The organism is Flavobacterium sp. MR2016-29, assembly GCF_015350695.1.
Taxonomy (GTDB): Bacteria; Bacteroidota; Bacteroidia; order Flavobacteriales; family Flavobacteriaceae; genus Flavobacterium.
In genome coordinates this window covers 312,460-328,108 of sequence record NZ_JADKPU010000001.1, presented here as the reverse complement: position 1 = coordinate 328,108, position 15,649 = coordinate 312,460, and the positions used below count along the sequence as shown (strand labels likewise).

The 15,649-nt window shown below is 33.4% G+C and carries 11 protein-coding genes; 5 read left to right on the top strand and 6 right to left on the bottom strand.

Going from position 1 to position 15,649, the window contains the following annotated elements; all coding sequences use genetic code 11:
* Positions 1-243: 243 nt before the first annotated feature.
* The 3 genes from IR010_RS01525 (at position 244) to IR010_RS01515 (ending at position 3,297) form a co-directional block, all read left to right on the top strand.
* Positions 244-999, top strand: coding sequence for a hypothetical protein (locus IR010_RS01525; protein ID WP_228515052.1), 756 nt, complete (start codon positions 244-246; stop codon positions 997-999).
* Positions 1,000-1,120: 121 nt separating this feature from the next.
* The gene (locus IR010_RS01520) at positions 1,121-1,573 is read left to right on the top strand and encodes a hypothetical protein (protein WP_029270001.1); all 453 of its coding nucleotides are present in this window, start codon (positions 1,121-1,123) and stop codon (positions 1,571-1,573) included.
* A 278-nt stretch (positions 1,574-1,851) separates the two neighbouring features.
* Positions 1,852-3,297 carry a serine hydrolase gene (locus IR010_RS01515; RefSeq protein ID WP_194600958.1) on the top strand — a complete coding sequence of 482 codons (1,446 nt, stop codon included), beginning with the start codon at positions 1,852-1,854 and terminating at the stop codon, positions 3,295-3,297.
* Positions 3,298-3,448: 151 nt separating this feature from the next.
* Here the strand turns inward: IR010_RS01515 and IR010_RS01510 are convergent, their stop codons facing one another.
* On the bottom strand, positions 3,449-5,056 hold the full coding sequence (locus IR010_RS01510) for a class I SAM-dependent methyltransferase (RefSeq protein WP_194600955.1): 1,608 nt from the start codon (positions 5,054-5,056) through the stop codon (positions 3,449-3,451).
* Positions 5,057-5,635: 579 nt separating this feature from the next.
* Between IR010_RS01510 and IR010_RS01505 the strand changes: the two genes are divergently transcribed.
* Positions 5,636-8,812, top strand: a complete 3,177-nt coding sequence (locus tag IR010_RS01505) for a SusC/RagA family TonB-linked outer membrane protein (protein WP_194600952.1) — start codon at positions 5,636-5,638, stop codon at positions 8,810-8,812.
* A gap of 11 nt (positions 8,813-8,823) precedes the next feature.
* Positions 8,824-10,248: a SusD/RagB family nutrient-binding outer membrane lipoprotein gene (locus tag IR010_RS01500; protein WP_194566324.1), complete on the top strand. Its 1,425-nt coding sequence runs from the start codon at positions 8,824-8,826 to the stop codon at positions 10,246-10,248.
* Between the two features lie 167 nt (positions 10,249-10,415).
* Here IR010_RS01500 and IR010_RS01495 read toward each other — a convergent pair whose 3' ends face one another.
* The 5 genes from IR010_RS01495 to IR010_RS01475 all read right to left on the bottom strand — a co-directional run bounded on the left by IR010_RS01495 (position 10,416) and on the right by IR010_RS01475 (position 15,621).
* The gene (locus IR010_RS01495) at positions 10,416-11,696 is read right to left on the bottom strand and encodes a hybrid sensor histidine kinase/response regulator (RefSeq protein WP_194566322.1); all 1,281 of its coding nucleotides are present in this window, start codon (positions 11,694-11,696) and stop codon (positions 10,416-10,418) included.
* A 40-nt stretch (positions 11,697-11,736) separates the two neighbouring features.
* Positions 11,737-12,177 carry a response regulator gene (locus IR010_RS01490; protein ID WP_194566320.1) on the bottom strand — a complete coding sequence of 147 codons (441 nt, stop codon included), beginning with the start codon at positions 12,175-12,177 and terminating at the stop codon, positions 11,737-11,739.
* Between the two features lie 9 nt (positions 12,178-12,186).
* Positions 12,187-14,145 (bottom strand): PAS domain-containing sensor histidine kinase, encoded by a 1,959-nt coding sequence (locus tag IR010_RS20035; RefSeq protein WP_228515051.1) that lies wholly within the window; start codon positions 14,143-14,145, stop codon positions 12,187-12,189.
* Between the two features lie 333 nt (positions 14,146-14,478).
* Positions 14,479-15,027: a DUF421 domain-containing protein gene (locus tag IR010_RS01480; RefSeq protein ID WP_029270012.1), complete on the bottom strand. Its 549-nt coding sequence runs from the start codon at positions 15,025-15,027 to the stop codon at positions 14,479-14,481.
* 111 nt (positions 15,028-15,138) lie between these two features.
* The gene (locus IR010_RS01475) at positions 15,139-15,621 is read right to left on the bottom strand and encodes an STAS/SEC14 domain-containing protein (RefSeq protein WP_194566316.1); all 483 of its coding nucleotides are present in this window, start codon (positions 15,619-15,621) and stop codon (positions 15,139-15,141) included.
* Between the last annotated feature and the right edge of the window lie 28 nt (positions 15,622-15,649).

The following is a 15,649-nucleotide window of genomic DNA, read 5'->3' as shown; positions in this document are numbered from 1 at the left end:
AAAAGGAGCCGTATTTGTCTTTTATTATAATTTTTGTAATAAATGTGCAATCATAAACTGTTAGTAAAAAAAAAGTTGTTCATTTCATTCTGTCATATCTAAAAGATTTATATTTGGAGTATCTTTTATAATTTTTTAAAAAAGTTAAGAGGTAAAAAACGACTATGAATTGATTTTTTATAGATTTGTAAAATCTGTATATTTCTAAAATCAGTTGGGAAACAATTATAAAATCTAAAGACAATGAAATCTGTTACTTCAATATTTTTATTTTTCATGTTTATTTGTTCCACTTCTTATGCGCAATTAAGCTCAGATCAAATATTCGAAAGTTTTAAACAAGGAGAACGTACAAACTGTTCCTCAATTGCTTTTATCAAAGCTTCTTTAAACGTGTATGGATTAGATAATCTTTTTGTAACGGAACATGTAAATGACAGTTTATACAAAATAACATTAAAAAATAACGCCTCTTTTAATCTAAAAAAAGCCGAAATAGACAGAGCTAAATTTTCTGCTGGTTTTGTGTATATAAAAGATAATCTGGAAAGTGAAAAAATTACAGAATATGCAGTATTGACATATGCAGTAATGGCAAAATACAAGCAAATTATAGACAACGAGTCTACTTTTGATAAAGCATTAGAGGATTTAGAAGACGGTGCAGTTTATACTCCAACAATTTATAAATATTTAGGATTCAGAAAAGGCAAACAAATACAAAAGCTAAAACGACAGTCCGGAAGTGAATTTTGTGGCGTTGTTGCCTGGTCAACAGCACATGCCGTTTTTGTTTGCGAAGAATTTATGGACTATTATGGAAATAAAAAAAGCATATGGATAAAATATCCTGGACGCTTTAGAATAATAAAATCGCAGGAAGAAGTAAATATCAAACCACAGCAAGAAGTCGATATTAAGTCACAGCAAGAGGCAAGTACTACTCCTAAAATTAAGAATACCGCTACTAGTTTTGTAAGCAGTGACAGCAGTATTTAACCTGCCTGACATTAAAAATAAAATACTGCTATTATTACATTAAAAAAAAATGATAATAAAGTTGCAATTTAAGTTAATTTATATATTTTTGTTTCAATCAATAACCAATAACAATAATAAAATGAAGAGCAATATTATTTTACTAAGTTTCCTTTTCTTCTTGACAACTGGCGCTATTTCAGCACAGGCAAAAAATGCTCCAAGAAGTATTATCAGTACAACAGCTCTAATTCGTAAATACCACGATCAAAAAGAATTAAGTGGTATGCAAAAAGGAGAACTTTTGGAATTGTACATTGAGCGTATTAAAGTTTTGGTAAAAACTCTCCCTTATATTGCTTTGGTTACTAAACCAGGTGTTACAATGGCAGACTTAGGTATTCCAGACGATAGTGAGCACAAAAAAGTACTAGATGCTCAGGCAGTAGGTACAACAGCATTTTTAGATACAACAGTAGACTTTCAGCGAAAAATGATGCCTTATTCAGATAAAGGAAATCTAATAGCTGCAATCTTATTCTACGAAAGCACATTAAAATCTTTACACGAGTTCAACGACTTGAACGAAATGTAATAAATAATATACTTTCTAAGCGTTACACTGATTCATTTTGAACGGTAGTAATTAATAGAAAATATCATTTAGGTTTCGAATTCGAAACCACCTGTAAAAACAAAACCTCCAAAGTCATTTGATTTTGGAGGTTTTTCGTTTAAAATTAACTTGATGTTAGCTAATTACGATGTTTAATGCAGAATATTTATTTATTAAAATATTGTTAGAAGGAACCATTAAACCTTTTATTTTTTTATTTATCTAAACTTCAATTATACCTTCTAAATTAACAGCAAATGAAAAAAATACTTTCTCTTATAACCGTTTTGATATTTACTTTACAGATGACTGGTCAACAGAAAGATGTAGATGCTATTATTTTTAGGGAAATGCAGGAACGTAAAATACCCGGTTTGCAAGTTGCCGTTGTTCAAAATGGAAAAATTGTCTTAAATAAAAGTTATGGTATTGCAAATGTGCAAGATAGTATTGCAGTAACAAATCTAACTGTATTTGCTCTCAATTCTATTACAAAAGTTTTTACTGCTGTATCGGTAATGCAATTGGCCGAAAAAGGAAAATTAGATCTTTCATTGCCCGTATCTCATTATTTAGATATATTTCCAAAAAAATGGGATGCATCAGTTACAATAAAACATTTGCTTACAAATACTTCTGGACTTCCAGATTTACTAAAAATTCTTGATCCAAATACAGGTGGTGTAGGGGCTCTGAAAACAGAAGAAGCAGTTTGGGAAAAACTAAAAACAATGCCGATGGATTTTATTCCAGGAGAAAAATTTGCCTATAATCAAACCAATGCTTACTTACTAGGGAAACTCGTAGATAAATTATCAGAAAAACCTTTTACTGAAAATTTTACGGATCTGCAATTTAAGCCCGCACAAATGAAATATACTGTTTTTGGTGACTCCCGCGATATAATAACGCATTTTGCACCGACTTATTTCTGGAGAAAAAGTACTGACGGACGCGCATTAGAAAGTCCCCAGCTGATTAATAACTATTATGAATTTCCGTATTTTCGAAGAACCGCAGCAGGATTAAACAGTACCTCAGAAGATATGGCAAATTGGGTGATTGCTTTACAAAGTGGCAAACTGCTGAAATCTAAATCGTTACTTGAGGAAATGTGGACACCTTCAGTTTTTAACAATGGCAAGAATACACCTTGGAGTTTAGGCTGGGGAATGAATAAATTTCGGAATAAACATCGTGCTGTTGGAATGTCCGGAGGAGGAAGATCTGCATTTTTGATATATCCAGATGATAATTTGGCTGTAATAATCCTGACAAATCTTGGAGGAAGTTATCCAGAAGATTTTTTAGAAGAAATTGCAGGCATATATATTCCAAGTATACCCAAAGCTGACCCAATAACAAATCTCCGTACGACTTTGAGGAAGATTGGTTTTGAGAATGCAATTCCATTTTCAGAGAAGGAAATAAAAAATAATCCATTGTTTATCCCTAATGAATTTGAAATTAATGAATGGGCGTATCGTATGATGGCCAAAGGGCAAAATAATGAAGCTTTAGAAATTTTAAAGTTAAATGCCCATTTGTTTCCAGAAAGCTCAAATGCTTTTGACAGTTATGGTGAAATATTATTGAAAATAGGAGATAAGAAGAAAGCAATTGAGATGTATAAAAAATCAATAGAGTTGAATCCTAACAATGAAAGCGGGAGAAAAATACTAGAGCGTTTATATTCGAATTAGAATAAAGAAATTTCTATTAGCCAAAAATCTGTTTCGTTAAAGCTATTTTTTATTAAATTGGTCTAACACATTTTTAAGCGAAGTTTATTTAAAACGTTTTATTTCGGTTTTTTGTAAGAGGTTATTATGAAAAAATAGAGTAGGAATGTATTTAGTTTCCTTTCAATAAATTAATACTAACTGTAGCTATATCTGCATCTGGAAATCGTTTAAAAATTGATTTATCTGGAAATAATCCTGCTTCTGCAGCTATATTATTAAACACATCTATTTCAACAATATATTGATCAGAAAAGCCATGCGTGGCATCATAAGCGGTTGCAGGTGTTTTTCCTAAATTACCAGCTGCAAGTTTTGGATTTATAGTATGTAATTCAATTAGAAGCAGACCAAATTTACAAACATAAGGCGACCATTTTTGCAAATGTTCCAAGAGATTGTCTTCTACCAGATTGTTGCTTATTCTTTTTCCTCTATAGGCAAATGCACCAGTAGATTTACTGATTCGATGTTGATTAATGTGTTTCGGATCTGTCCAAATTCGATTGTGATCTAAAAAAGTCCTTACGTTAAGCAAATCTTTTAGGTCAATATTATAATTTTCTCTCAAATCATTCGAAAGTAAATCTGGTCGTCCAATATCTCCCCAAATTACTTTTGCCCAAATGTCTGCTTTTATAAGATTCGCTCTGGTTACTTTCAGAGCAGTTTGATTATAATCTACTCCAACCAAAAATAGTGGATATTCATCGAGCATTTTTCCGCGTAATGTCTGTCTGTCGATTACTTCAAAAATGTGTTGTAGGAAAGCACCATTGCCACAACCCATATCTAGGATTCCTTTAGGCTGTTCTTCAATTGGCAAGTTAAAAAGGCTAATGATAATCTCATCGACGACTTTAAAATAAGTATCATGAGCGCCACCGCTTCCCCATACATTCATTTCCCGATCAACATGAATTTCGTTTTCACCATCGGCTATCATTCTTAAAACAGCTGGATCACCAAAAATTAATTCTTCAATTTTTGCAAATGTTGGCAAATATGAAACCGTAACGCCATATGCACTGGCTCTTTTAGCGAAAAACAAACCGACTTCTGTAAATTGGTAATTGCCATTTTTTTCTAAGAACCATCCAAGATGCACAAAAAAGTCTAATATTTTTTTGAAATTTTCAGGAGATTTATGAAACTCTTCGGGTCTGAAAGAAGTCTCCATAAAATACTTGTGAAACATTCCATTCATTGCCAAACGTACTATTGTCGGTCCAATCAAATAACCTTCTATATGTTTTAAAATCTGGTTTTGAATACTATTAATCAAGATATTATCGGTAGGTATAATTCCGTAACTCATTTTATATTTTTCAAAAATAATATTGAGCTTTTCGAAGGGTGCATCTTCAAATAATCGTGAATGAAACTGTACAGAAAACTGAAGCAAATCAACAACATCTTCATAAAGATGAAACATAGAAAAAGCTATTTCTGTCTTTTCATTTTCTGAAATTATAATTTCTTGTGTACTGTTATTGACTTTATAATCTAAAAAACCTTGAGAAGCCAAAATTCTCAAACCTACATTCAGATAACCTTCGTTTGCTCTGAAAACAGTAGCAAGCTCTGCTAATTGTGTTTGCTTTTTTTGCAGGATAAAATTTAAAACTCCTTGGTTTTTGAGTGCTATTGCTACTGGTGCTACAGCCAAACCGTCAAGATGTCTGAAAATGGAGCTTCTTAGTTCTGATATATTTGTCATAGTAATGAATGAAAGTATAATAAAAATAGTGATTTTTTTAACTAAGATGCTTTCTGTTTAGAAAAATTCTTACACCGTAGTAAACGGGATGATAGTATTAAAGATCTTATTTTTAGTAATTTAAAATTTTACTAAAATTTTAATTAACATTTTTTTTACAAAAAAAGCGATTTAACTTTTGAGGTTAATAATTTTAATATACTTTTGTTCTATCAAATTAGTAGAATATAAAATTAACTCCAGATTTAAAGGCTGTCAGGCATTTAATTTCTGATTAAGGAGAAACTATTTGACACTGGATGTCTTATAATTTCCCAGTTAAAATTCTTCAATCTCTAAATCATAAAAATTTTAATAGAATTGATCCTAATTTCAGGATTGAATTTTAAAGACAAATTCAAATAATAGTAATCAAAAAAAATAAAAATGAAAAAACGAATGTGCTGCGGCTAAAAAAAAAACCATTTCTGTTGCAGCAGAAATGGCGAAGCTTAAAGAAATTGTAGATCTCTGTAAGGAAAGCGATAATGGATTAAATCCGTTTTCGGCTAGCCTTATTTTTTAAACTAAAACAAAGTAATGAAAAAAAAATTAAATAGATATATTTGGTTATGTATTTTATTGATTTCAATTGGGATTAAAGCTCAAGAAACCAAACCCTTAATACAATCCAAACTCGAAGGAACAGTAATTGATGCTATTACAAAAGAACCAGTAATTGGTGCTTCAGTAAATATAAAAGGCACTACACACGGAGTTTCAACAGATTTAGATGGAAAGTTTTATTTCCAAACGGGACAAAAATTCCCTTACACACTGGTAATAAGTTATTTGGGTTATAAAAAAACAGAAGTTGTTGTTACTGCAAATGCAGTTGTTATTAGTCTTATTGAAGAACAAAATGTGTTGTCAGAAGTAGTAGTTACAGCGCTTGGTATTACAAAAGAAAAAAAATCTTTAGGTTATACTACTCAATCACTTAAGAATAAGGACATAGCAGATACAAAAGAAACTAATTTTCTGAATAGTCTTACTGGTAAATTAGCCGGAGTACGTATTACTAATTCACAGGGTGATATGGGATCTTCACGTATTATTATTCGTGGTGAGACATCTATAGCAGGAAATAATCAGCCGTTATTTGTGGTCGATGGAGTTCCAGTAGATAACTCACAGCTTAACGCTGGAGGAGCTACGCGCGATTTTAAAAATGCAATTGCCGATTTAAATCCACAAGATATTGAAACATTAACTGTGCTGAAAGGACCTAATGCCGCTGCACTTTATGGGTCACGTGCCGCGCATGGTGTTGTTTTAATAACTACAAAATCAGGAAAAAGTCAAAAAGGACTGGGCATAAGCGTTAGTTCAGGTATAACGATCTCTCAAGTTGCTACATTGCCAAGCTATCAAAATTCATTTGGGCAAGGTTCAAACGGAAAATTCAGCTATGTAGATGGCAAAGGAGGCGGTATTAATGACGGAGTTGATGAAAGCTGGGGTCCTAAATTAGACGGACGTCTTATTCCTCAGTTTTACTCAAATGGTGAGGCAGTTCCTTTTGTAGCTCATCCAGATAATGTGAAAGATTTCTTTAATACAGGGCTTACTTTTGATAATAGTGTTTCTGTGGCCAGATCAGATGATAAATCAGATTTTCGTATTGGAGTAAACAATCAAAAGCAAACAGGAGTAGTGCCTAACAGTGAAGTAAACAAAACAAACTTTACTATTAATACTAATTATCAAATATCCAAAAATATAAAAGTAGGGGTAACAGGCAACTATATTGTTACTAATGCTCCAGCACTGCCGGGTGGTCCATCAGGCGGACGTGCAGCCGGTGTGATGCTGCAGTTTCTTTGGTTCGGACGTCAGGTTGATATTAATCAGCTTAGTAATGATTGGACTAGAAACTGGAATAATAGCTATTACAGCAATCCGTATTGGAATGCATATTATAATACAACAAGTCAGCAACGCAACCGTTTAATTGGTGATTTTCATTTGGATGCCAAGATTTTCGATGGACTTAATTTTAAATTCCGCACTGGAGTTGACTATTATAACGATCGCAGAAAATACGAGATTAAATATGGTACAAATGGAACTCCTTTTGGGTCTTATGCTGAAGATGCGTACACTGTAAACGAGCAAAATACGGAAGGTATTTTTACTTATACTAAGAAACTGAATGATGATTTTAGTTTAGATGCTTTAGCTGGATTTAATATTCGCAACCACAGTGATGCTAACAATTATCAAAAAGCACCACGTTTGGCAGTACCTGATTTATATACATTGATCAATTCGCGAGATCCGTTAACGTCATCAAATACATTATCAAGATTGAGAGTATATAGTGCCTATGCCTCAGCACAACTGGGATATAAAAACTATGCCTATTTAAATCTTACAGCTCGTAACGACTGGTCATCGACATTGCCAAGCAGTAACCGTTCTTATTTCTATCCTTCTATTAACGGAAGTTTGGTATTATCTGAAGCTTTGAATTTGAAAAGCAACACGCTTGATTTCTTAAAATTACGTGGCGGATGGTCTGAAGTTGGTAATGATGCAGATCCATATCAATTGTCTACAGTTTATAATTTTCTAACTGCATTCGACGGAAATCCTATACAAACTTCTTCTCAAAGAAAACTAAATGAGAACCTAAAACCGGAAACAACACGATCTACCGAAATTGGTCTAGAAGCCTCTTTTTGGAAAAACAGACTGCATTTTGATGCAGCATATTACAATACCAATAGTTTTGATCAGATTCTGGAGATAAAAACAACAGCTTCTAGTGGCTATAATTCGCAATTAATCAATGCTGGAAAAATAAACAACCGCGGTATAGAAATTCAATTAGATGGAAGCCCTATTCAAACTGAAGCTTTCAAATGGAATGTAGGTGTAAATTATTCAAAGAATATAAGCAAAGTTGAGATTCTTGACTATGAAAAACAGATTCAAAACTACACTATTGGTTCTTCAGGAGGTGTTGACGTATTGGCATCTGTAGGACAGGCTTACGGAGCACTTTATGGAACAGCTTACGAACGTGATGCAAGTGGAAATATAGTTGTAGGCGCTAACGGATTGCCAAAAGCTGATCCGACTAAGAAAGTTCTAGGACATTATACTCCAGACTATTTAGCAGGTGTTACAAACACGCTGACCTATAAAAATATTGAATTGTCATTTCTTGTTGATGCAAGTGTAGGAGGAGAGCTTTTTTCAGGAACGAACAGAACAGGTAATTATACGGGTGTGCTAGCGCAAACGCTTCCAGGCCGTGATGCAGCAAATGGCGGATTAAATTACTATTATTCTGGTACTAACAAAATCTTGCTTCCGAGCGGAACGCCTCCAGCTGGAGCAGCGATTTATGATGATGGAATGATTTTTAAAGGAGTATATGCCGACGGAACTCCTAACAATCAAGTGATTAGTGCACAGGAATATTACAAAGCTTCATACAATATTAGTGAAGCTTATATCTACAGTTCAACTTTTGTAAAACTTAGAGAAGTAAAATTGGCTTACAATTTTAATAAGTCATTTGCTAAGAAACTGGGATTTGAGGCTGCAAGTATTACTGCTGTAGGCCGTAATCTGATGTTTATCTATAAAGATGCACCAAATATTGATCCTGAAACAGCTTTCAACACTGGAAACGCTCAAGGACTGGAAAGTTTAGCTTTGCCAACTACCAGAAATTTTAGCCTTAATGTAAATCTTAAATTCTAAAAACACGAATCATGCTAAAAAAAATAGCCTATATAACTCTATTTGCATTATCACTGACTTCATGCAGTGATACTTTGGATGATATTAATAAAAATCCAAATGCAACTGAAACACCATTGGCACCTTACCTGCTAACAGGAACATTAAAGCAGGGAGCCGACTTATATTGGGGATCAGACAATAATTTTAACTCGTCTTTGTTATTTGTACAGCATTGGGCTAAAATCCAATATACTGAACCGGACAGATACGATGTGTCTAATACATCTTTCACATCATTGTGGAATACTGGATATGCCACTTTGATTACAGATCTAAACACTATTCTGAATTTTCCAGAAGAGCAGGCTAATTCAAATTATAAAGGAATTGCACTGACCCTTCGCTCGTGGACTTTTTTATTATTGACAGATGCTTACGGAAGTATTCCTTATAAAGAAGCAGGACTAAAAGTAACTCCGGCATATAATACACAAAAAGAGGTATACACTGGATTGTTAGAAGATTTAAAACAAGCTCAATCTTTGCTAAATACGGCAAATGGTGCTGTAACAGGTGATTTAGTTTATAAAGGAGATATTGCAAAATGGAAAAAATTTGTGAATTCGCTTCGTTTGCGTATAGCATTGAGAATTTCAGACAAAGAACCTGCTTTGGCTAAGCAAGCTGCGATTGATGCAACCACTGATGCTGGAGGATTAATCAGCAGTAATAACGATACTTTTAAGTTTACTTACATCAGTTCACCTCAGCAAAATCCAGCTTCTGCCTGGTTTGAAACCCGTGATGATTTTCGTATTTCAAAAACAATGGTGGATCAGTTAAATGCATTGTCAGATCCGCGTTTGCCTGTTTATGCGCAATTACCTTCAGATGCAACCGTAGGAAAATACGTTGGAGGTGCTAATGGATTATCAAATAGTGATGCCAATAGTCAAGGATTTGCTAAGACATCAAAACCGGGTACATACTTTTTAACCTCAACATCGCCAGCAGTAATTGCTTCTTATTCTGAAACGCTATTTAATCTTTCTGAAGCTGTGGCACGTGGTTATATTTCAGGAGATGCAGAACAGCTTTATAAAAATGCAATAACAGCATCGTTAAATCAATTTGGTATTACTGATGCAACAGCAATTTCAAATTATGTTAATCAAGCAACTGTGAAGTACGATGCAACAAATTATGCGAAATCTATAGGGACTCAAAAATGGATTGCTTTTTACGGACAAGGTCTTGATGCTTTTGTAGAGTGGAGAAGACTCGATTATCCGGTGTTAAAAGCCGGTCCAGCTACAGTTTTAGACGGACAACTGCCTTTGCGTTTCTTTTATCCAGGAACTGAGCAATCATTGAACGGAGTGAGCTACCAAGCTGCAGTAGCCGCTCAAGGAAAAGATTTGCTTACTACAAAACTATGGTTTGATGCAAAGTAAGATCGATTTCAAAACATATCTAAACTGCTATTAGAGATAAAAAACAAAAAGCTAAATCTTTCGATTTAGCTTTTTTTATGATTTTCACCTGAATTTTTCCTCTATTCAACTAAAGTAGTTAATCCTTAAAAAATAAAACTTGAAATAAAAGCATATGTATACTTATATTAAACTAGCATTGGCAGAATAGTTCTCCTAATTTTTACAGCTTTAGGAGTTAATTTTTCCTGTATAGGAATAAAAATTTCAAAAGTAGTTCCTTTGTTTAAGATGCCGTTTGCAGTGATAATCCCATTGTGGTTGTCCACAATTTTCTTTACAATGGCAAGCCCAATTCCAGTACCGGCATATTCATGACGATGATGAAGCCTTTGAAACATTACAAATATCAGTTCATTAAATTCAGTTTCAAAACCAATTCCGTTGTCTTGAAAACTTAGATTCCAATAATCACAGTTTAATACTTTAGAATTTAGTTCGTTCAGTTTAGAATGTGTAGATTCTAAAATACTGGTTTCTATGCTAATACGCGGAGGCAAATCAGGATGGGAGAATTTAAGCGCGTTACTTATTAAGTTATAAATAAGTTGTCTAAACTGAAATGTAACTACATTCACCGGCACGAGTGCGATTATATCTATCGTAGCATTTTTTTGTTTAATTGTGTCCTTCAAATCTGATTGAACATCTTCAATTATGCCTTTTAAATCATTCATTTCGTAACTGCGGCCCGTACTGCTTACACGTGAAAAAGCCAATAAATCATCTATTAGCTGTCTCATTCTGGTTGCAGCTATTTGTATGCGTTCCATATTGTTCTTACCAGCTTCACTCATGTTTTTTGCCTCATTCGACATAATTACTGAAATAAAAGTTTGGATTTTACGCAACGGTTCCTGAAGATCATGGCTTGAGATAAAATTAAATGCCAATAGTTCTTTGTTCGCATTTAGTAATTCTATAGCTCGTTTTTCTTTTTCATTATTTTGAAATCGAAGTTCTTCATTTGCAATAACTAGTGCAGCAGTTTGTATTTTTAATTTTTCTAAAATTTCTTTTTTTTCAAGACTTTCTTCAGCTTCTTTAAGTCCCCTAATTACTTTTTGCGGTAATGACCTTAGGTTGTTTTTAGAAGCAAAATCAGTTACTCCATCTTTTAAAAGCTCTACAGCATTTTCTTCGCCAATAGTTCCTGAAATTATAATAAATGGGATATTAAGTTTTCTGTTTTTAAGCAGACCAAAAGCTGATACAGCATCAAATGTTGGTAAAGAATAGTCAGACAAAATAATGTCCGGAGAGAAATTTTCCAATGCCTCTTCAAACATTTTTCGTGTTTCGACAGTTTTCGATAAAAAGTTCATTCCTGATTTGTGGAGCTGTCGCAGAATCAAATCTGCATCTGAGCTGTTATCCTCAAGAATCAATATCTTAATTTGTTTCTTCATTTTATTAGACAGTATAAGGTGAGAAGCAGCCACTGTAATTTTAGAGTGAAGGCTGGCTCAGGATCATCCAGTACATGCCCATTTCTTTTATAGCATTGAAAAAGTTATTACTGTCAACCGGTTTTACAATGTAGCTGTTAGCACCCAGATCATAACATTTAGCAATGTCCGGATCTTCTTGTGAAGAAGTTAATATTACTGCCGGAATTGATTTAAACTCAGGATCACTTTTAATTTTTTCGAGCACCTGCATACCTGAAACCTTTGGCATCTTAAGATCTAAAAGAAATAATTTTGGATATGCTTTAGGATTTCTATCTGCATATATGCCACGGCAGTAAATAAAGTCAAGTGCTTCTGCGCCGTCTTTTACATGAAGCAGTTTGTTTGTAAAACCGCTTTTTGATAATGCTCGTATTGTCAGCATAGCATCATCCAGACTATCTTCGGCAAATAATATTTCAACGTCGTCGTAATTCATTTTTTATATTTAAAGATTAATATTTGGAAGGCTAAAATAAAATGTCGATCCATGATCTAATTCTGATTCTGCCCATACTGTCCCGTGATGACGGTTTATTATTTTTTGTACTATAGCAAGGCCAATTCCTGTGCCGTCAAATTCTTCCTGTGAATGCAGACGCTGAAAAACACCAAACAGTTTATCGTAATATTCCATGTCGAATCCGGCACCAAAGTCTTGTACGCAGTAGACAATCTTGTCTTCTTTGGCAAATGAGCTAATTTTAATGCGGATTTCAGGTTTATATTTAGAGTATTTAATAGCATTAGAAATAAGATTAATCCATACTTGTTTGATTAAAGCAGGATCTCCGGTAGCAGGTTCAATCGATTCTATTTCAAATATTGGAATTTTATCACCATTGTCAAACACAATATCACTAATGATTCCATTTAATAAAGATCTCATATTTATAGACTCGGTACTTACTTGTTTACGGCCTAACTTGCTAAAAGCAAGAAGGTCATCAATTAAAAGTCCCATCTTTCTGGAGTTGTGTATAATGGCTTTCAGTACCATTTGACCATCTTCATCAATAGCTGCGGCGTGATCTTCTACTAAAATTTGCGTATAACCATTAATAGCACGAATAGGTGCTCTTAAATCATGAGAGACAGAGTAGGAGAAGCCTTCTAACTCTTCCTGAGCTTTTTTGAGTTCGCTGTTAGCCAAAAAGAGTTCTTTTCCTCTTTTTTCTTGATAAGCCAATTCTCGGTTTGTTACAATAAGCTCTGCGGCACTTTTTTCTTTCTCTGCTTTTCTTTTCTCTTTTTGAATAGTCTCTAGGGCTAATTTTTTATTTGCTATAATAAGTTCAGCGGCACGCTTTTCTTTTTCTATGCTTTCTATTGCTAGCTCTTTATGAGCGATAATAAGTTCTGCGGCGCGTTTTTCTTTTTCTATATTCTGAAAAGCCAGTTCTTTGTTAGCTATGATGAGTTCAGCAGCACGCTTTTCTTTTTCTCCTGCTTGCGATGCTAACTGAAGGAACTGTGTTTTTGCTAACGTTACATCAGTAGCAAGTTTTAATATCTTGTACGGTTTTCCAGAAATATCCAAAATCGGATTGTAACTACCAAGAAGCCAAATCATTTGTCCTTGTTTTCCAATTCGTTTGAATTCATCTTTTTGGTAAATCCCTTTCTTTAAATTATTCCAAAATTGTTTATAAGCTGAAGATTTAGCATAAACTTTATCTACAAAAAGGCTATGGTGTTTTCCTTCCAGATCATCGAAAGTGTATCCCATAATCTCAAGAAAGTTTTGATTAGCGTTTAAGATATTACCCTCAAGATCAAATTCTATAGAAGCATTTGAGACCGCTATTGCATTAATATGATTGTTTAATTGCTGTTCTTTGGCTCTCAGCTGTTCGTTTATAAGATGCAATTCATCAGCACGTTTTTGTTTTTCCTCATTTTGAAAAGCAAGCTCTTTGTTGGCAACAATTAATTCTGAGGCCCGATTCTCTTTCTCAGTGTTTTGATAGATAAGTTCTTTGTTGGCGATGATAAGTTCATCAGCTCGCTTTTGCTTTTCTTTATTTTGAAAAGCAAGCTCTTTATTGGCAATAATTAATTCTGATGCGCGATTTTCCTTTTCAGTATTCTGATAAATAAGTTCTTTATTGGCGATGATAAGTTCGTCGGCTCGATTTTCCTTTTCAGCATTTTGATAAATAAGCTCTTTATTTGCTATAAGAAGTTCATCTGCTCTTTTTTCTTTTTCATCTTTTTGATAATCGAGTTCTATATTGGCAATGATTAATTCCGCTGCTCTTTTCTGTTTTTCACCATCTTGAAAAAGCAGTTCTTTTTTAGCTATGTTTAGCTCCTCGACGTATTGGTATTCTTTTTCGGAATTAAACGGTTTTGCTTTGCTTGTAGTATACAGCTCTTTTCCGTCTTTTTTTTCTTCTTTGCTCATATAAAGCGAAATGGTATTTAGAAAATAACGGCGGTAATTTGCTGGAAAAGCACCTATATTTTATTAGTTATGTAACATTGAAATTCAATAATGATGTAATGTTTACCTTAACATATAATATACTTAGCTTGTATGTGCGGTAGTGCGCGAATGTAATGAATAATACTGAATAAATTACTTGTTTCTATATTAAAAGAGCGGTTATCAGTATAATTTTAAAAAAAATATTGGTTATTCAGCAGTGAATTGAAATGAATTAAAATATTCAATAAGACAAATAAATTTTTAATTTAATGAAAAAATTGAATGAAAAAGGAGCAGGGCTTTCAGTCTTTAAATTTTCTTAAGAGTTGTATTTAATCTTTTTTCTAAAGGTTTAATATCATCTAATGAACTGGTTCCGTTACCTTTTGATTTTCTTACTACTGTAATTTGTCCGTTTAATTCCATTACAACAGCTTTTACGTCGTCAATTTGGTCTATTCCGGAGTTTCTGATTGTTGAAAATATTTCGCCTTTAGTTATAGCTTCTCTTGCCATATTTTTCTCTATAAATTCTCCATCATAAAATATAAGACTCGGAACAGCATTTATAAGTCTTTCCATTTTTCTTGAAAGACGCGCTGTCCATGCAAAAATATATTGCAATAGAATAATGAGAAATAAAACAATAGCACCTTCAATTATGGGAACAATGGCCAGCATCATATACGATAATGTTGATCCTAATGCCACAGTTACCACAAAGTCGAATGCATTAAGTTTCGCCAGAGTGCGTTTACCTGAAATCCTTACGAAAAAAAATAATGTTATAAATGCTATAAAGGTTGCAAGGATAACGTGCTCTATACTTTTCCAATCTTTAAAAAAAAGCTCTTCCATATTATTTTATTAAACGGTTTGTCAATCAATTTGTAAGATTTATAAAAAAATGAAAAACATAATATTGTCTTGTAAAAATCTTCAGTCCTTGTATCTAGGACTTATCATTAATTATTCTTTGTAATTATAATCTATATCATCTGAGTCTGAATAGCCATTAGAAAGATCTTCTTCTCCTAAATCATCGGGATCAATATAAGGTTCATTTTGCTTTGCATCGTTATTGAGTATTTCACTTCCATGAACCCAGTTTAAGGCTTCTTGAAATTTTTCTTTTTTATAACCGCGAAATTCTCCGGGAACGATATAACTGAATCCATTAGTGAAAGTAATCGCTTTTTCAGAATCGGTTACAATTGCGGCGCGATTCCATTTCCCAAGATTTCTAAGCCCAATTAAAGCATCTTCAAGCCAAGCTGAAGCTTTGAAATTTTCGAGTTCAGTATCAATCAGAAACAAAAAATTGATTTCGTTAATTTGCTCTGCTAATGCAGTTACTGCAGGTGCAATAACCATTTTATAATCCTCTGCTGTTACTTCTCCAATAGCTCTAAAAGCTACTGTATTTTCTGGTGCACTTATTTGTTGTATCATCTTGTAATTATTATATCGATATTATTTG